Origin of the sequence: Streptomyces sp. NPDC021080 (genome assembly GCF_044333225.1) — a bacterium.
Lineage (GTDB): Bacteria > Actinomycetota > Actinomycetes > Streptomycetales > Streptomycetaceae > Streptomyces.
The window spans coordinates 144,005-159,925 of the sequence record NZ_JBIRQM010000008.1 but is presented as its reverse complement, the minus strand read 5'-3'; the positions used below and the strand labels follow the sequence as shown (position 1 = coordinate 159,925).

Genomic DNA, 15,921 nt, shown 5'->3' with positions numbered 1-15,921 from the left:
CGTCGGCCGTGTGCGGTGAAGCCCTACTTGAACTTCCTGCTGGTCGCCAGGTAGACGCCCTTGGCGTTCTCACCGAGGCGCGGCCCGGTGATGAACGTCTTGCGGTCGCTCAGGGAGTTGTTGGAGACCAGGTAGGTCCGGCCGTTGTGGCTCATGAACCAGGGGCCGCCGGACGCGCCGCCGTTCATGGTGCAGCCGATCATGTACTGGGCGGGGACGTTGCTCGCGAGCACGAACCGCTTGGTGGCGCCGTGGCAGTCGTACATCTTCGAACCGTCGTAGGGCGCCTCGGCCGGGTAGCCGCGGACCTTCATGGACTTGACCTTGTTGGCGGCCGGAGCGGCGAACCACACCGGCAGAGCCGAACCGAGCCGCTCCTGAAGGGACTTGCCGCCGCTCTCGGGCTTGACGTGGAGGACGGCGTAGTCGTACCCGGAGGCCGCGTTGCCCGTGTGGGCGCCGCCCTTGATCCACTGGGAGGAGGTGGTGGCCCAGTCGGCCCACCAGATGCCGTACGGGGAGACGGACTTGGCGCGCGGATCGGTGATCTGACGGCTGCTCAGGTTCGCGGAGTTGTTGTACGAGGGGACGAAGGCGATGTTGCGGTACCAGCCGCCGCCCTTGCCCGCGTGCACGCAGTGGCCCGCGGTCCACACCAGGTTGGACTTGCCGGGGTGCGCCGGGTCGGTGACGACGGCGGCCGAGCAGACCATGTTGCCCTGGGGCGAGGAGAAGAACATCTTGCCGACGGGCGGCGCGTAGTGGTGGTACGTGCCCTTGACCTTGGCGGCGGTCTGCTTCGTCACCCTGCCGTCGGGCAGGTAGGAGGTGGCGCCGCCGCCCGAGCCCGAACTGGTGCTGCCCGCCTGGGCGACCGGGATGCTGGCCTTGGCCTCGGCCATCTTCTCCGGCGACCAGAAGTCCTTGATGTAGGGGTTGGCGAAGTCCTCGGCCTTGGAGGCCCACTTGCTGTAGTCCTGCCACCCGCCGTTCTTCCACTTGTCCAGGGCGGCGCCGCTGAGTTCGGTGGGAATGCCCGAGGGCAGCTTGTAGCCGCCGATCGAGACGGAGCCGTCGTCCTGGCCGGTGTCGACACCCTTGTCGGCCTGGGAGGACGACGAGGGCCGGGCGGCGGCGCCCTCGTCGTCCTTCTTGCCGTCACAGGCCGTGGTGGTGATCATGACGGCCGCGATCACGGCCGCGGCTGCCGCGAGCGTGCGGCTGCGTATGGATGGCATGGAGCCCTGTCCCCCTGAGGCTGCTGTGCTGCCGTACCGCTTTCGTCGGCACGCACGAATGTGTGATTGTCATGCCCCGACCGACCGAGGCGCGATCAAATATGCACGCGAAAAGCGGCCCATTGATCACTTCGTGACTCTCACAACACAACAACTACGTGGCGGAGATGGATCCGTGACCTGCCGCCAGGACCGGACGGCTCGGGCCGGTCCGGACTGGACCGAGCCAAGCCGAGCCAAGCCGAGCCGAGCCGGACCGAGCCGAGCTGGACCGAGCCGAGCTGGACCCGCCGCACAGAAGCCGGGGGCGCCCTACGCGTCGACCGCGGTCCGCCACTCCCGCACCGACTCCGCCGAGACCGGCCCGGTCCAGCCCTCCGGACGTGCGGCACCGCCGATGTGGAAGGCGTCGAGGCCCGCCGCGCGCAGCTCCGGCAGATGATCGAGGCGCAGACCGCCGCCGACCATGATCCGCGGCTCGTAGCCCTGTTCACCGCGGCGGGCGGCCTCGGCCGCGAGGACGGGGAGTCCGTCGTCGACGCCGGCCGGGGACCCGGCGGTCAGATAGGCGTCGAGACCGGGCAGGTCCGCGAGCTGCTTGCGCAGGGCGTCACGGTCGTCGGCACGGTCGATCGCGCGGTGGAACGTCCAGCGGCAGCCGTCCAGTCCGGCGACGATCCGCTCCACGGCGGCCAGGTCGGGGCCGCCGTGCTCGTCGAGGAAGCCGAGCACGAACTCGTCCGCGCCCGCGTCCCGCAGCTCGCCCGCGGCCCGCACGAGAGCGTCGACCCCCTTCGCGCCGCCCGCCGAGAACCCGTCGGACAGGCGCAGCATCACGCGCAGCGCGATGTCGACGGAAGCACGGATCCCGGCGAAGGTCTCCACCGACGGGGTCAGCCCGTCGGCGGCCATGTCCGTGACCAGCTCCAGCCGGTCCGCGCCCCCGGCCTGAGCCGCGACCGCGTCCTCCACGCCGAGGGCGATCACCTCAAGGACCGCGCTCTTCCGCTCACTCATCGGACCTCTTCCCTTGAGCCGCTATAGGTCTAGTCCAATCAACAGTACGCGCGTGGAGGCGGGGGCGCGAGAAGATCACGGCGCGTCGGCTGTCACTCGATGCCCGGCGCCCGGCGCCCGGCGCCCGATGCCCGGCGCCCGATGCCTGACGCCTGACGCCTGCGCCTGTGCCTGTGCCTGTCACTGCTGCAGCCGCCCGCCGCCCGTCACTCGCCGCCGGCCGCCCGCTGCCCGCGCAGCTCGAAGGAGACGTGCGGGGACAGCGCGCGCAGGAAGTCCGGAGCGTCGAAGATCTCGCCGGCCGAGGCGACCCCGACCGTCCTGGTGCGCCCCGTGAGGATGCGGTCGAGCGCCTCCACCACGAGCGGCGCGGTGACGGCGTAGATGTCCCGGCCCCGCGCCACGGCCCCCCGTTCGGCACCGGCCGAGCGCACCACGACGTCGACCACGAAGGTCTGACCGGACCGCCCGTGCTCGTCGACCGCGCTCGGCGCCGGGGTGTCCGGGGCCGCCAGTTCCCCGGCCGCCTCGACGGTCATGTAGGTGCACACCTCCGGGACGGCGACGTGGCTGGGCACGGTGACCACGTCGGCCATCGAGAACTCGCCGAGGACGGCGCGCGGACCCGTCGGATCGGGGAACGGCCATTCCAGGGTGGGCAGGGTGCCGTCGACGTATTCCAGCCGCCCCCGGGTGTAGCGGACGCGCCGGCCGCCGCGCCGCTCCCGGGAGACCGCGCCCGCGGCACGCGTCCCGGCGGTGGGGTGCCAGCCGCTCAGCCCGTACGCGATGTGCGCCTCGTCGGCCGCGGTCCACTCGCCCATCGCGGCGGTGACCAGCAGGTCGCCGAAGCCGCCGTAGAAGGCCATCGCGGGGACGATCACCGTTCCCGCCGCCTCGGCCCGTTCCGCGAAGTGGGTGAACGTGTCGAGGTTGGCCTCGATCTCGGCCGCCACGTCCACGTACGGGATCCCGGCGCGCAGGGCCGCCTCGATCACCGGGGCGGCCGTCGTGGCGAAGGGACCGGCGCAGTTGACCACCGCCGCCGCGCCGGCCAGCGCGCGGTCGAGCGAGGCCGGGTCGCCGACCGTGGCCGGACGGACGTCCAGGCCCGGATACGAGGCCGCCGGCTCCTTCAGCTTCTCGGCGTCCCGGCCGGAGAGGACCGGGGTGAACCCGCGCCGGAGCAGTTCGGCCACCACGAACCGTCCGGTGTGCCCGTACGCGCCGAACACCGTCACTGCCTGCCCCGACTCCATGGGTACTCCCCCGTGCTCGAAGTGAACTGCCTTGATCCGTCACGGACATCCTGGCGAGAGCGGAGGCGCCGCACGAGTGTCCGGAACGACGTGCCCCGTACAATTCCGGACATGACCTCTGTCGCGCTGGCCGTCACCGACGGGATGCTGCACTTCGAACTGGGCCTGGCCTGCGAGGTCTTCGGGTCCGCGCCGGACGCCGTGAAGGTCCCCTGGTACGACCTCGCGCTCTGCGGGCCGGAGCCCGTGCGCGTCGGCCCGTTCCGGCTGGAGCCCGACCACGGCTTCGACCGGCTTCCCCTCGCCGACACGGTGATCGTGCCGGGCTGGGCCGACATCGACCGGGAGCCGCCCGCCGCCCTCGTCGACGCGGTGCGCGCGGCCCACGAGGCGGGCGCGCGCGTGGCCTCCCTGTGCACCGGCGCCTTCGTCCTGGCCGCCGCGGGACTGCTGGACGGCAGGCGCGCGACCACGCACTGGGCGCACACCCGGGCCCTGGCCGACCGCCATCCCCGGGTGACGGTGGACCCGGACGTCCTCTACGTGGACGACGGCGGCGTGCTCACCTCCGCGGGCAAGGCCGCCGCCATGGATCTGTGCCTGCACCTGGTGCGCCTCGACCACGGCTCGTCGGTCGCCAACACCGTCGCCCGCAACCTGGTCGTGCCCCCGCACCGGGACGGCGGCCAGGCCCAGTTCGTCAGCACCCCGGTGCCCGCCCCCGACCACCACCCGCTCGCCGAGCTGTTCCCCTGGGTCATCGAGCGGCTGGACCGTCCGCTGACCGTGGAGGACCTGGCCCGTCAGGCGCGGATGAGCTCGCGCAACCTGGGCCGCCACTTCAGATCGGTGACCGGCACCACCCCGCTCCAGTGGCTGCTGACCCAACGGATCCGCCACGCCCAGGAGTTGCTGGAGACCACCGACGCGGGCGTCGACACCATCGCGGCGGCCACCGGCATGGGAACGGGCACGACACTGCGCCGGCACTTCAACCGCACGGTCGGTGTGCCTCCGGACGCCTACCGCCGCACCTTCCGCTCCCGGACCCGCCCCGGCCCGGACGACGGCGGACAGCCGCACCCCGGTCACCCCTGATCCGGCGCCGACGACCGGCGGGCGGGTGCGGCGGGGACAATGGGCTCCATGGCAGCAGAGAGCAACCGCCACCCGGCCCACGCGGAGCTGACGAAGCGCTGGGCGGACACCGTCTCGGCCGCACGTGACGGCGACGGCGGGTCCGGCCCCGCGCCGGAGCCCTACGCGGCGAACCTCCTGGACCGCTGGGCCGAGCCACAGCGCCGGTACCACACCACCGACCATCTCCTCGCGGTCCTCGGCCACATCGACGTGCTGGAGGCACACGGGGAGCGCGCAGAGGATCCGGCCGCGGTGCGCCTGGCCGCCTGGTTCCACGACGCCGTGTACCTCCCGGACCGCTCGGAGAACGAGGAACGCTCCGCCCGGCTCGCCGAGCGCGCGCTGGCCGAACTGGGCGTCGCCCCGGCGCGCACCGCCGAGGTCGCCCGGCTGGTCCGGCTCACCGTCACCCACGACCCCGCCGACGACGACACCGACGGTGCCGTCCTGTGCGACGCGGACCTCGCGGTCCTGGCCTCGCCCCCGGCCGCGTACGCCGCCTACACCGCCGCCGTCCGCGAGGAGTACGCCTTCGTCCCCGACCCCGCCTTCCGTACGGGCCGGGCCGCCGTACTGCGCCAACTCCTCGATCTCCCGAGGCTGTTCAGGACGTCGTACGGAGACCGCACCTGGACCGGCCCGGCCCGCCGCAACATGGAGACCGAGCTGGCGGCAATCAGCCCCTCCGGCGTTTGAGGAGCGGGGGCAAATCCAGCCCCTCCGGCGTTTGAGGAGCGGGGTCCGGGGCGGAGCCCCGGGTACGGGAAGGGCAGGGGCGGCGGGGGCGAAAGAAAGCTGTGGCCGGAGCGGGCGAGGAGGCGGACCTCGGGGGCGGAGGGGGCGGCCGGGCGACAGCCGGCGGACGGCGGACGGAAACGGGTTCGACGTCAGGCGCCCGACCCCGTACGAAGGAGGCATGCCTCCGAGCCCCGGCCCCCTGAAGCCGGACATACCCGCACCCACCCGAGCCCCTGCCCAGGCCCCCGCCGTCACCCCCGCAGCCGACCACCCCCGCATGCCCCTGTCCGTCTACGTCCTCGCCCTGTCCGTCTTCGCCCTCGGCACCAGCGAGTTCATGCTGTCCGGACTGCTGCCCTCCATCGCGACGGACATGGGCGTGACCATCCCGCGGGCGGGCCTGCTGATCTCGGCGTTCGCGTTCGGCATGGTCGTCGGCGCACCGCTGCTCGCCGTGGCCACCCTCCGTCTGCCGAGGCGGACCACCCTCGTCGCCCTGATCGCGGTCTTCGGACTCGGCCAGGCGGCCGGGGCCCTCGCGCCGGGCTACGCCGTGCTCTTCGCCTCCCGTGTCGTCAGCGCTCTGGCCTGCGCGGGCTTCTGGGCGGTCGGGGCGGCCGTGGCCGTCGGAGCGGTCCCGGTGACGTCACGGGCGCGGGCGCTGGCCGTGATGATCGGCGGCCTGTCGATCGCGAACGTGCTGGGCGTGCCCGCGGGCGCGTTCCTCGGCGGGGGACTCGGCTGGCGGGCCGCCTTCTGGGCCGTCGGAGCGGCGTCCGCCGTCGCACTCGTCGGCATCGTGACCCTCGTCCCGCCCATCGCGCCCCCGCGGGAACGGCCGCGCCTCCGCACGGAACTGCGCGTCTACCGCGACCGGCAGGTCTGGCTGTCCGTCGGCACGATCGCGCTCACCGCGGCCGGAGTCTTCTGCGCCTTCAGCTATCTCGCCCCGCTGCTCACCGATGTCGCCCACCTCGACGAGAGCTGGGTGCCGACCGTGCTGGCGCTGTTCGGCGTGGGCGCGCTCATCGGGACGGTGCTCGGCGGGCGGTTCGCCGACGCGCATCCGTTCCGGGTCCTGCTCGGCGGCATGGCGGCGGACATCGTCGTCCTCGGCGCGTTCGCCCTGCTCGGGCGGTACGCCGTCGCGGCTGTCGCCCTCTCCTTCCTCCTCGGGATCGCCTGCTTCAGCACCGCCCCGGCCCTGAACGCCCGGATGTTCCACGTCGCCGCGGCCGCGCCGACACTGGCGGGCGCCACCACCACCGCCGCCTTCAATCTGGGCAACGCCGTCGGTCCCTGGCTCGGCGGCGCCGTCATCGACGCGGGGCTCGGCTACCCGGCCACCGCCTGGGTGGGTGCGGTGCTGACGGGCGCCGCCGTCGGTCTGACCCTCGTGGTGCTGCGGACGCACCGCCGCCCGCCGGGCGCGCGGACCGCGGGAACGGCCAACAATCCCGTACGTTCCGGGGCGTGATCCGTCCTATTCTCGGCCGCATGACAGACACGGGCGGGGAACGGGTCGAGGAAGCCGTCGCGAGCTGTGCCGCACTGCTGCGGGCGGCGGACGGGCGGGACTGGGACGGCGTACGGGCGGGAGGGCTGGAGTGGAGCTGCCGGCGGACCGCCGAGCACATCGCCGACGATCTCATCGCGTACGCGGGGCGTCTGGCGGTGCGGGCCACCACGGCGTACGTGCCGTTCGAGATCGCGCTGGAGGAGGGCACCGGCAACACGGGGGTCGTCGACGTGATCGAGGCGGCCGGCCGGCTGCTCTCCGCCACGGTCCGCACGACCCCGCGCGAGGTGCGCGCCTTCCATCCGTACCCGTTCCGCAGCGCGAACCGCGAGGGCTTCGCCGCGATGGGGGTCGCCGAGGTCCTGCTGCACACGCACGACATCGCCGAGGGGCTCGGCCTGCCCTACGAGCCGCCGGCCGAGCTGTGCACCTGGGTCCTCACCCGGATCTTCCCGCACGTGCGGCCCGAACCCGACGCCCCGTGGGGCACGCTCCTGTGGGCCACCGGGCGCGGCGACCTGCCCGGCCGGGAGGCGCTCACCGAGTGGCGCTGGAACAACAACCTGGTGATCGGCACCGAGCGGCTCACCCTCCAGGGGGTCACCCCGGCCGCCGCCGCCGATCTGCGCGCGGGCGGCACGGGCGGCTTCGAGTGGATCGAGGGCGGCCCCTTCGAGGGCACCCGGGACGCCGCCGGAATGGCCGTGAGCGCCTACGAGAAGGGGCTGCACCGGCCGGAGTGGGGGATCTTCGTGCTCGTGCGGCGCGAGGACGGGCGGGCGGTCGGCGCCATGGGCTTCCACGGAGTGCCCGACGAGGAGGGGCGCGCCGAGATCGGCTACGACCTCGCGGAGAACGGCCGCGGCCAGGGGTACGCCGCCGAGGCCCTGCGCGCGCTGGCCGAGTGGGCCCTCGCCCGTGACGACGTCAAGCTCCTGTTCGCCGCCATCGACCGGGACAACGCTCCCTCCCAGCGCGTGGTCGCCCGCGCCGGATTCACCCGCGTGAGCAAGGAGCTGGAGCAGTTCGGCAACGAACTGGCCGACCGGCAGGGGGAGTTGCGGCTGTACTCCCGCGAGAAGTGAGGCCGCCGGGGCGGCCCGGCGCCGCGGCGCCCCGCACGCCGCCGTCCGCCGCCCGTACGCCGTCACCCGCCGCCCGTACGCCGTCACCCGCCGCCCGTACCGCGTCGGTCCGGCCCCGCGCGCCTCGGCCCCGCACCGCACCGCGCCGGTCCCGCCCCGCGCGGCCTCAGCCCGCGCGCTTGCGGCGGCGCAGTCCGGCCCCGTGCAGCAGGCGTACGACCTCGCGGCTGCTGACCTCCACCGCCCCGGCGGCGACCGCGTCGGCGTAGCGGTGGGAGGGGATGTCGTAGTGGTCGCGCTCGAAGGCCCGCGGGGGTGCGCCCAACTCCTCCGCGAACGTGTGGAGTTCGTCGTAGGAGACATCGCTGATCAGGTGGGACCAGACACGGCCGTGCCCCGGCCAGGTGGGCGGATCGATGTAGACGGTCACGAGGGCGGGTTCGTGCCGGTCGCCGAGCCGAGCGAGCCCAGCGGGGAGATCTTCACACCGGCCTCGTGGCACACCCAGTGCGGGTCGGGGCCCAGTTCGGGCTCGACGTCCAGAGCGTGCGGGCCGCCGGAGGTGCACACCGGGCACAGCGGCCACCGTCCGTGCCGTTCCAGGAGCGCGTCCTGCACGTCCTGGGCGACGAGCCCGGCGACGAACTCGGCGCCCTCCGGCCACTGCTCGACCCACCAGCGGCGCTGCGCCACCGAGTCCTCGACCAGGGAGACGACGTCCGCCTCGGCCGCCCGGCCCGCGACCAGGTCGGCGAGCACACGGGCGCGCGCCGCGTGCAACGCCTGCTCCAGGGGGTCGAGGGGGTTGCCGGTGGGGTCCATGTCCCCATTGTGCGCACTCTTGACCGCGCACCCCAAAGGAAAATATCTTTCATGATGTGACCCATGACGTGAAGGAAATTTTCGCGGGTGGGGCGCCGCCCGCCCCCGCGGCCCTCGCGGCCAAGGTGCGGACCCTCGCCCCCTCGATGACGCGCTCCATGCAGCGGGTCGCCGAGGCCGTCGCCGCCGATCCGGCCGGCTGCGCGGCCCTCACGGTCACCGGTCTCGCCGAGCTCACCGGCACCAGCGAGGCCACGGTCGTGCGCACGGCCCGCCTCCTCGGCTACCCCGGATACCGGGACCTGCGCCTCGCGCTCGCCGGGCTCGCCGCCCAGCAGCAGTCGGGCCGGGCCCCCGCCGTCACCGCCGACATAGCGGTGGACGACCCCATCGCCGACGTCGTCGCCAAACTCGCCTACGACGAGCAGCAGACCCTCGCCGACACCGCAGCCGCGCTCGACACGGTCCAGCTCGGCGCCGCCGTGGCCGCCATAGCCGCCGCCCGCCGCGTCGACGTCTACGGCGTCGGCGCGTCCGGGCTCGTCGCCCAGGACCTCCTGCAGAAACTCATGCGGATCGGGATCGTCGTCCACGCGCACAGCGACCCGCACCTCGCGGTGACGGGCGCGGTGCAACTGCGCGCCAAGGACGTGGCGATAGCCATCACGCACTCCGGCTCGACCGGCGACGTCATCGAACCCCTGCGGGTCGCCTTCGAGCACGGTGCGACGACGGTGGCGATCACCGGCCGTCCGAGCGGACCCGTCGCGCAGTACGCCGATCACGTCCTCACCACCTCCACCGCCCGCGAGAGCGAGCTGCGCCCGGCGGCCATGTCGTCGCGCACCAGCCAACTGCTGGTGGTGGACTGTCTGTTCGTGGGGGTCGCCCAGCGCACCTACGAGACGGCGGCACCCGCGCTGTCCGCCTCGTACGAGGCCCTGGCGCACCGCCACTCCCCGCGCACCGGCCGATAGCCGCGCCGCACGACCGACCTCATCGGAAAGAGCCGCCTCTCCCATGACCTCCATGCCCAACCACGGCGATCTCCGGGCAGAGTTGGAGACGCTGACCACCGAGGCGTTCCGCCCCGAACTCTCGGAGATCGACCGTCTGTCCACGCTGGAGATCGCGCACCTCATGAACGGGGAGGACACGACGGTGCCGGCGGCCGTCGCCGCGCAGCTCCCGTTCATCGCCGCCGCGATCGACGACATCGCGGAGCGCATGGCCCGCGGCGGCCGACTCGTGTACGCGGGCGCCGGAACCGCGGGCCGCCTCGGTGTCCTGGACGCCTCGGAGTGCCCGCCCACGTTCAACACCGATCCGTCCCGGGTCATCGGCGTGATCGCGGGCGGGCCCACCGCCATGGTCGCCTCCATCGAGGGCGCCGAGGACTCCCGGGAACTGGCGGCGGCCGACCTGGACGCGCTCGCGCTGACGGCCGACGACACCGTGGTCGGAATCTCCGCCTCGGGCCGCACCCCGTACGCCGTCGGCGCGGTCGAGCACGCCCGCAAGCAGGGCGCGCTCACGATCGGCCTGTCCTGCAACGCGCACAGCGCGCTCGCCTCCGCCGCCGATCACGGCATCGAGGTCGTGGTCGGCCCCGAACTGCTCACGGGCTCGACCCGGCTGAAGTCCGGCACCGCGCAGAAGCTCGTCCTCAACATGCTCTCGACGATCACGATGATCCGGCTCGGCAAGACGTACGGGAACCTGATGGTCGACGTCCGGGCCTCGAACGAGAAGCTGCGGGCCCGCTCCCGCCGGATCGTCGCGCTCGCCACCGGCGCCTCCGACGAGGAGATCGAGCGCGCGCTCGCCGCCACCGACGGCGAGGTGAAGAACGCCGTCCTGACGATCCTCGGCGGGGTGGACGGACCCACGGCCGCCCGCCTTCTGGAGGAGTCGGGGGGCCATCTGCGCGCCGCGCTGGCGGCTTCGGCCGGCTGACCAGCACGCTCGGGGAGTGCGTACACCGGACTCCACCACAGCAGCGGCGATCCTCCCCCTCGTGGGCGGACCCGCGAACGTCCTCACCGTCGCCCACTGCATGACCCGGCTCCGGCTGGGTCTGCAGGACCCGGGCCTGGTGGACGGGGAGGGCCTGCGGGCCCTGCCCGCCGTCCTCGGGCTGGTCGCGGGCGACGGCTCGTACCAGATCGTGCTGGGCCCCGGCACGGCCGCCCGGGTGACCCCCGCGTTCGAGGCCCTGCTGACGGCCGGCCCGCCCGGCACGGAACCGGCGACCGCCCCCGGACCGGCCGACCCGCCCTTGCCCGCCCCGTCCGGCCTCACCCCGGCAACGGCCTCGGCGCCCCTCTCCCCGCCCGGTACAGGACCGATGGCCGGTCCCGACCCGACCGGCCCGCCCGGTACAGGACCCGCGAGCGCCGCCCCGGACCCGGCCGGCCCGTCCGGCGCCGGACCCGTGGCCGCCGCGGACCGGCTCGCCCTGCGCGGCGCCGAGCTGAAGGCCGCCCGGGCCCGCCGCAACGCCACCCCCCTCAAGCTGTTCCTGCGGCGGATCGCGGACGTCTTCGTTCCGCTGATCCCCGCCCTGATCGGCTGCGGGGTGATCGCCGGCCTCAACGGCCTGCTGATCAACCTCGGCGTGCTGACCGGCCTCACCCCCGCCCTGACCGCCGTCGCCTCCGGATTCATGGCGCTCATCGCCGTCTTCGTCGGGCACAACACGGCCAAGGTGTTCGGCGGCACCCCGGTCCTGGGCGGCGCGGTGGCCGCCGTCGTCGTGTACGCGGGGGTCGCCAAGGTGACCGTCCTCGGCATGACCCTCGCCCCCGGCCAGGGCGGCGTCCTGGGCGCACTGGCCGCCGCCCTGCTCGGGACGTACGTGGAGAAGTGGTGCCGCCGCTGGGTCCCGCCCACCCTGGACGTCCTTCTCACCCCCACCCTCACCGTGCTGCTGACCGGCCTGGTCACGCTGTACGCGCTGATGTACGCGGCCGGCCGGCTCTCCGCCGCCATCGGCACCACCGCCACCTGGCTGCTCTCCACCACGGGCGCCTTCGCCGGGCTCGTCCTCGGCGCCCTGTTCCTCCCCCTGGTGATGCTGGGCCTGCACCAGGCCCTCATCCCCATCCACACCACGCTCATCGAGCAGCAGGGCTACACCGTCCTGCTGCCCGTGCTCGCCATGGCGGGCGCCGGCCAGGTCGGCGCCGCCCTCGCGGTCTACGTCCGGCTGCGCCACGACACCTCGCTCCGTACGACCATCCGGTCGGCGCTCCCGGCCGGTCTCCTCGGCGTCGGCGAACCCCTGATCTACGGCGTCTCCCTGCCGCTGGGCCGCCCCTTCGTCACGGCCTGCGCGGGCGGAGCGGCGGGCGGTGCCTTCATCGGCTTCTTCTCGATGCTGGGCGACCGGGTCGGCTCGACGGCCATCGGCCCCTCCGGTCTGGCCCTGTTCCCGCTGCTGTCCGGCAACCGGGGCCTCGCCTTCACCGCGGCGGTCTACGCGGGCGGCCTGCTGACCGGGTACGTCGTCGGGTTCGCGGCCACCTACTTCTTCGGCCTCGGCGGCGTCCGGGCGGACGGTCTCGACGGCGACCTCGGCAGCGACCTCGACGGCGCGTCACCGGCCCACCGGGCGGAACGGACCGCCGTATAGCCGCGCTGTCGGTGGCGCGTGCGAGGCTGGGGGCATGAACCACGCACAGCTGACCGCCCTCGGCCGCGCCCTGCGGCTGCTCGGGGAGCACGGCGACGCACTGAACGCCGACACCCCCGACGCCAAGCTGCACGAGGTCAAGGCGGACCTGAAGCGGGCCCTGGACCTGCTCGACGAGACGGTGACGACGGCCAAGCCGACCACCCGCTGTGCCGAGCATCCCAGCGGCCCGGTGGACGAGAGCGCCCCGGACCGCTGTCTGCTGTGCGAGACCCGCCGCCGCACCGCCCGCCGCACCGAGGTCAACGACGCGTACGGACACGGCCGGACGCCCGCCCCGGACGAGCTGCCCGACCGCACGATGTCCCGCTACGGAGTCCGCGGCGACCGCCCCCAGCCCCAGCAGCGCTGGCTCCCGGAGGTCTGGAACGGCCAGACGTGGCTCCTGTGCGGCACCCCCCGCCGCGACCGCCAGGAAGCCGAGCGCTACCTCGCCGCGGAACGCCGGGCCCCCCGCCCCGGCATGGCCTACCGCCTCGTCCACGAGTTCACCGACTACGAGGTGCTGCGCATCTGGGGCACGCCGGTCAAGGTCGACATCGAGCCGATGGGCAACCTCTAGGCCGGCGGTCCGGACGGGCCCCGGGGACGGTCACGGCAGGCGCCCCTCCGCGTTGATCCGCCGCACCCGGGCCCGCAGCACCTCACCCGGCGGCGCCTCCCCGAGGGCCTCGGGCGGACAGTCCCACTCGACGCCCCCGCCCGGCGGCCGCAGCTGTACGAGGCCGCCCTCGCGCCCCATCACCTGACCGAGCCGCCCGTCCCGCACGTCGATCGCGTACTCCTCGCCCGACGCCATCTCCATCTCACCGATCCCTCCACGCTGAGTATTCCTGTTCACCACCCAGAGTGATCGGCAGATCCGTACCCTGGCCAGAGTCTGCGCTCCAACAACCCAGCCTGTTGGACGGGAAGTCGCCATGCCCAACCCCAAGGCCCTCGACCCGGCCTCCTCCCCCCGCGCGATGATCGGCGCCGAGCTGCGGCACGCCCGCGAGAGAGCCGGCCTCAGCCAGTCCGAACTGGGCGAACCCCTCTTCGTCAGCGGTTCCTTCATCGGCCAGCTGGAGTCGGGCACGCGGCGCCTGCAGCTCGAATACGCCGTCCAGATAGACGAGATCCTCGGCACGAAGGGCTTCTTCGAGCGCAACTACAGGGCCCTGGCCAGGTCGAAGTACCCGGACCACTTCGTGGAGGCGGCGGAGCTGGAGGCGGCTGCCACGGCGATCAGGCACTACCTTCCGCTGCTCATCCCGGGCCTGCTGCAGACTCCGGCGTACGCCGCTGCCCTGTTCCGTACCTACCGGCCGATGGCCTCCGACGCGGACATCGAGGAGTTGGTGGCCACCCGTATGGAACGCGCCCGTCTCCTGGCCGATCCAACAACCCCGTTGTTGTGGGTGGTTCTGGACGAGGCAGCAATCCGCCGACCAGTCGGCGGGGCGGCAGCCATGGCAGCGGCCCTCCGCCACACGGCCGACCTTGTACACCGCTGCCGGATCATCATGCAGGTCCTGCCGTTCGCCGCCGGCGCCCATGCCGCGATGGGCGGCTCCCTGAAGCTGATGGAATTCGCGGACGCTCCCCCGCTCTGCTTCATCGAAGGCATCGACATGGGCAAGCTGGTGGACGATCCGGCAACGGTGGCTCGCCACGGCCTGACGTTCAGCCTCCTGCAGGCGGCGGCGCTTTCGCCACAGGCTTCCCTGGCTCTGATCGAGTCGGTGGCCCATGCTTACGAGCATGGAGACCAACACCACTGATCGCGAGCCGAGTTCGCGCACCTGGCGCAAGTCGACCTACAGCGCAGGCGACGGCGGCGACTGCCTGGAAGTCGCCCTCGGCGAAGGCCGCGAAGGCCACCTCGTTCCCGTCCGGGACTCCAAGAACCCCGGGCCCGTGATCGGATTCGGCGCCGCCGCCTGGGGGGCCTTCGTCGGGCACCTCGGCACCACCGGCTGACCGGGGAGAGCGCAAAAAAGGGAGGGCGCCCGTGTCACCGCGGGCGCCCTCCCTCCCCCGTTCTCCCTGTCACCAGGAAGTCAAAGCGGTCAGCTGAGCGTGCCCAGCGCCGCCGCGTCGTACGGAGCCAGCTCGTCGTAGCGTCCGGCCAGGACCTTTGCCGCCCACTCCGGGTCCTGGAGCAGCGCGCGGCCGACGGCGACGAGGTCGAACTCGTCGCGCTCCATGCGGTCGAGGAGGTCGTCGATGCCCTTGACCGGGGAGCCCTCGCCGACGAACGCCTTGATGAAGTCGCCGTCCAGGCCGACCGAGCCGACGGTGATGGTGGGCTTGCCCGTCAGCTTCTTCGTCCAGCCGGCGAGGTTGAGGTCGGAGCCGTCGAACTCGGGCACCCAGTAGCGGCGCGTGGAGGCGTGGAAGGAGTCCACTCCGGCCGCGGCGAGCGGGGCGAGGATCGCCTCCAGCTCCTCCGGGGTCTCGGCGATCCGGGCGTCGTAGGCCTGCTGCTTCCACTGCGAGTAGCGGAAGATGACGGGGAACTCGGGCGAGACGGCCGCCCGCACCGCGGCGACGATCTCCGCCGCGAACTTCGTACGGGCCACCGGGTCGCCGCCGTACGCGTCCTCGCGCCGGTTGGTGCCGGACCACAGGAACTGGTCGAGCAGGTAGCCGTGGGCGCCGTGCAGTTCGACACCGTCGAAGCCGATGCGCTCGGCGTCCGCGGCGGCCTTGGCGAAGGCCTCGATGACGTCGTCGAGGTCCTGCCGGGTCATGCTCCTGCCGGTGACCTCGGCGCCCTCCTTGTAGAGGCCGGAGGGGCCGACCGGCGGAGCGTCCGCGAACGGGGGCTCGCCCGCCTTGCGGACCATGCCTATGTGCCACAGCTGCGGGACGATCGTGCCGCCCGCCGCATGTACCGCGTCGGCGACCTTCGCCCATCCGGCCAGCTGGTCCTCGCCGTGGAAGCGCGGCACCTCGTTGCTCTGTCCGGCCGAGTCGTGGCCGACGTACGTGCCCTCGGTCACGATGAGGCCCACGCCCGCGGCGGCGCGGCGGGAGTAGTAGCCGACCACGTCCTCGCCCGGCACACCGCCCGGCGAGAACATCCGGGTCATCGGGGCCATGGCGATCCGGTTCGGGACGGTCAGGCCGTTGATGGAGACGGGACGGGACAGGATCTCGGCTGCGCGGGACGCGGCGTCAGCGGTCACGTGGGGGCTCCTCGAAGAGGTGGTCGGTATGACGTCGAGCGGTCTGCGAGGCAGGAGATTCCATGCGGTATGTGCACGTGCATCAACTGCTCTTCAGCCTCAACCGTCGTACCGGGCCCCGCATTCCGCCGTTCCCGCACCGGCTCCTGTGATCCGGGCCACGCCGGCCGGGGCCCGCCGCACTCCCCTGCGGCGCCGGGACGGGCCGGGGCTGGCCGGAGAACGCCCGAGGGCGG

The 15,921-nt window shown here is 73.3% G+C and carries 17 protein-coding genes; 10 read left to right on the top strand and 7 right to left on the bottom strand.

Annotation, left to right across the window (positions count from 1 at the left end):
• Positions 1 to 23: 23 nt before the first annotated feature.
• The 3 genes from ACH4S8_RS21285 to ACH4S8_RS21275 all read right to left on the bottom strand — a co-directional run bounded on the left by ACH4S8_RS21285 (position 24) and on the right by ACH4S8_RS21275 (position 3,514).
• Positions 24 to 1,238, bottom strand: coding sequence for a trypsin-like serine peptidase (locus ACH4S8_RS21285; RefSeq protein ID WP_398396208.1), 1,215 nt, complete (start codon positions 1,236 to 1,238; stop codon positions 24 to 26).
• 312 nt (positions 1,239 to 1,550) lie between these two features.
• The gene (locus ACH4S8_RS21280; protein WP_398396206.1) at positions 1,551 to 2,255 is read right to left on the bottom strand and encodes a copper homeostasis protein CutC; all 705 of its coding nucleotides are present in this window, start codon (positions 2,253 to 2,255) and stop codon (positions 1,551 to 1,553) included.
• Positions 2,256 to 2,461: 206 nt separating this feature from the next.
• Positions 2,462 to 3,514: a saccharopine dehydrogenase family protein gene (locus tag ACH4S8_RS21275; RefSeq protein ID WP_398396204.1), complete on the bottom strand. Its 1,053-nt coding sequence runs from the start codon at positions 3,512 to 3,514 to the stop codon at positions 2,462 to 2,464.
• Between the two features lie 111 nt (positions 3,515 to 3,625).
• Here ACH4S8_RS21275 and ACH4S8_RS21270 point away from each other — a divergent pair, with 111 nt between their 5' ends.
• From ACH4S8_RS21270 to ACH4S8_RS21255, 4 genes are all read left to right on the top strand, one after another.
• The gene (locus ACH4S8_RS21270; RefSeq protein WP_398396202.1) at positions 3,626 to 4,612 is read left to right on the top strand and encodes a helix-turn-helix domain-containing protein; all 987 of its coding nucleotides are present in this window, start codon (positions 3,626 to 3,628) and stop codon (positions 4,610 to 4,612) included.
• A 48-nt stretch (positions 4,613 to 4,660) separates the two neighbouring features.
• Positions 4,661 to 5,350, top strand: coding sequence for a hypothetical protein (locus tag ACH4S8_RS21265; protein WP_398396200.1), 690 nt, complete (start codon positions 4,661 to 4,663; stop codon positions 5,348 to 5,350).
• A gap of 319 nt (positions 5,351 to 5,669) precedes the next feature.
• Entirely contained in the window at positions 5,670 to 6,869 is a 1,200-nt protein-coding gene (locus tag ACH4S8_RS21260) for a Cmx/CmrA family chloramphenicol efflux MFS transporter (RefSeq protein ID WP_398396696.1), read from the top strand.
• Between the two features lie 20 nt (positions 6,870 to 6,889).
• Positions 6,890 to 7,996 carry a GNAT family N-acetyltransferase gene (locus tag ACH4S8_RS21255; protein ID WP_398396198.1) on the top strand — a complete coding sequence of 369 codons (1,107 nt, stop codon included), beginning with the start codon at positions 6,890 to 6,892 and terminating at the stop codon, positions 7,994 to 7,996.
• A gap of 166 nt (positions 7,997 to 8,162) precedes the next feature.
• On the opposite strand, the gene ACH4S8_RS21250 is transcribed toward ACH4S8_RS21255, so the two are convergent.
• Both ACH4S8_RS21250 and ACH4S8_RS21245 read right to left on the bottom strand, forming a co-directional pair.
• Positions 8,163 to 8,426, bottom strand: coding sequence for a DUF4031 domain-containing protein (locus ACH4S8_RS21250; protein WP_398396196.1), 264 nt, complete (start codon positions 8,424 to 8,426; stop codon positions 8,163 to 8,165).
• Complete coding sequence (locus tag ACH4S8_RS21245) at positions 8,423 to 8,818, bottom strand: hypothetical protein (protein WP_398396194.1); 396 nt, start codon at positions 8,816 to 8,818, stop codon at positions 8,423 to 8,425. The genes ACH4S8_RS21250 and ACH4S8_RS21245 overlap by 4 nt, the downstream gene beginning before the upstream one ends.
• 56 nt (positions 8,819 to 8,874) lie before the next feature.
• Between ACH4S8_RS21245 and ACH4S8_RS21240 the strand changes: the two genes are divergently transcribed.
• Genes ACH4S8_RS21240 through ACH4S8_RS21225 form a run of 4 tightly spaced genes read left to right on the top strand, consistent with a single transcriptional unit; the run spans position 8,875 to position 13,074 of the window.
• Entirely contained in the window at positions 8,875 to 9,795 is a 921-nt protein-coding gene (locus tag ACH4S8_RS21240) for a MurR/RpiR family transcriptional regulator (RefSeq protein WP_398396192.1), read from the top strand.
• A 43-nt stretch (positions 9,796 to 9,838) separates the two neighbouring features.
• Complete coding sequence (murQ, locus tag ACH4S8_RS21235; RefSeq protein ID WP_398396190.1) at positions 9,839 to 10,774, top strand: N-acetylmuramic acid 6-phosphate etherase; 936 nt, start codon at positions 9,839 to 9,841, stop codon at positions 10,772 to 10,774.
• A gap of 16 nt (positions 10,775 to 10,790) precedes the next feature.
• Positions 10,791 to 12,452, top strand: a complete 1,662-nt coding sequence (locus tag ACH4S8_RS21230; RefSeq protein ID WP_398396188.1) for a PTS transporter subunit EIIC — start codon at positions 10,791 to 10,793, stop codon at positions 12,450 to 12,452.
• Positions 12,453 to 12,486: 34 nt separating this feature from the next.
• Positions 12,487 to 13,074, top strand: coding sequence for a hypothetical protein (locus ACH4S8_RS21225; protein ID WP_398396185.1), 588 nt, complete (start codon positions 12,487 to 12,489; stop codon positions 13,072 to 13,074).
• Positions 13,075 to 13,104: 30 nt separating this feature from the next.
• On the opposite strand, the gene ACH4S8_RS21220 is transcribed toward ACH4S8_RS21225, so the two are convergent.
• On the bottom strand, positions 13,105 to 13,311 hold the full coding sequence (locus ACH4S8_RS21220) for a hypothetical protein (protein ID WP_398396694.1): 207 nt from the start codon (positions 13,309 to 13,311) through the stop codon (positions 13,105 to 13,107).
• 121 nt (positions 13,312 to 13,432) lie between these two features.
• Between ACH4S8_RS21220 and ACH4S8_RS21215 the strand changes: the two genes are divergently transcribed.
• Positions 13,433 to 14,275 (top strand): helix-turn-helix domain-containing protein, encoded by an 843-nt coding sequence (locus ACH4S8_RS21215; protein ID WP_398396183.1) that lies wholly within the window; start codon positions 13,433 to 13,435, stop codon positions 14,273 to 14,275.
• On the top strand, positions 14,256 to 14,474 hold the full coding sequence (locus ACH4S8_RS21210; RefSeq protein WP_398396181.1) for a DUF397 domain-containing protein: 219 nt from the start codon (positions 14,256 to 14,258) through the stop codon (positions 14,472 to 14,474). The genes ACH4S8_RS21215 and ACH4S8_RS21210 overlap by 20 nt, the downstream gene beginning before the upstream one ends.
• Before the next feature lie 89 nt (positions 14,475 to 14,563).
• On the opposite strand, the gene ACH4S8_RS21205 is transcribed toward ACH4S8_RS21210, so the two are convergent.
• On the bottom strand, positions 14,564 to 15,685 hold the full coding sequence (locus ACH4S8_RS21205) for an NADH:flavin oxidoreductase (RefSeq protein WP_398396179.1): 1,122 nt from the start codon (positions 15,683 to 15,685) through the stop codon (positions 14,564 to 14,566).
• Positions 15,686 to 15,921: the final 236 nt, after the last annotated feature.

Bases quoted from the DNA above. Each gene is read 5' to 3' on its own strand.
- ACH4S8_RS21280 (WP_398396206.1), bottom strand. From the start codon at position 2,255: ATGAGTGAGCGGAAGAGCGCGGTCCTTGAGGTGATCGCCCTCGGCGTG.
- murQ (WP_398396190.1), top strand. From the start codon at position 9,839: ATGACCTCCATGCCCAACCACGGCGATCTCCGGGCAGAGTTGGAGACG.
- ACH4S8_RS21260 (WP_398396696.1), top strand. From the start codon at position 5,670: ATGCCCCTGTCCGTCTACGTCCTCGCCCTGTCCGTCTTCGCCCTCGGC.
- ACH4S8_RS21245 (WP_398396194.1), bottom strand. From the start codon at position 8,818: ATGGACCCCACCGGCAACCCCCTCGACCCCCTGGAGCAGGCGTTGCAC.
- ACH4S8_RS21210 (WP_398396181.1), top strand. From the start codon at position 14,256: ATGGAGACCAACACCACTGATCGCGAGCCGAGTTCGCGCACCTGGCGC.
- ACH4S8_RS21275 (WP_398396204.1), bottom strand. From the start codon at position 3,514: ATGGAGTCGGGGCAGGCAGTGACGGTGTTCGGCGCGTACGGGCACACC.
- ACH4S8_RS21265 (WP_398396200.1), top strand. From the start codon at position 4,661: ATGGCAGCAGAGAGCAACCGCCACCCGGCCCACGCGGAGCTGACGAAG.
- ACH4S8_RS21215 (WP_398396183.1), top strand. From the start codon at position 13,433: ATGCCCAACCCCAAGGCCCTCGACCCGGCCTCCTCCCCCCGCGCGATG.
- ACH4S8_RS21220 (WP_398396694.1), bottom strand. From the start codon at position 13,311: ATGGCGTCGGGCGAGGAGTACGCGATCGACGTGCGGGACGGGCGGCTC.
- ACH4S8_RS21270 (WP_398396202.1), top strand. From the start codon at position 3,626: ATGACCTCTGTCGCGCTGGCCGTCACCGACGGGATGCTGCACTTCGAA.
- ACH4S8_RS21225 (WP_398396185.1), top strand. From the start codon at position 12,487: ATGAACCACGCACAGCTGACCGCCCTCGGCCGCGCCCTGCGGCTGCTC.
- ACH4S8_RS21255 (WP_398396198.1), top strand. From the start codon at position 6,890: ATGACAGACACGGGCGGGGAACGGGTCGAGGAAGCCGTCGCGAGCTGT.
- ACH4S8_RS21285 (WP_398396208.1), bottom strand. From the start codon at position 1,238: ATGCCATCCATACGCAGCCGCACGCTCGCGGCAGCCGCGGCCGTGATC.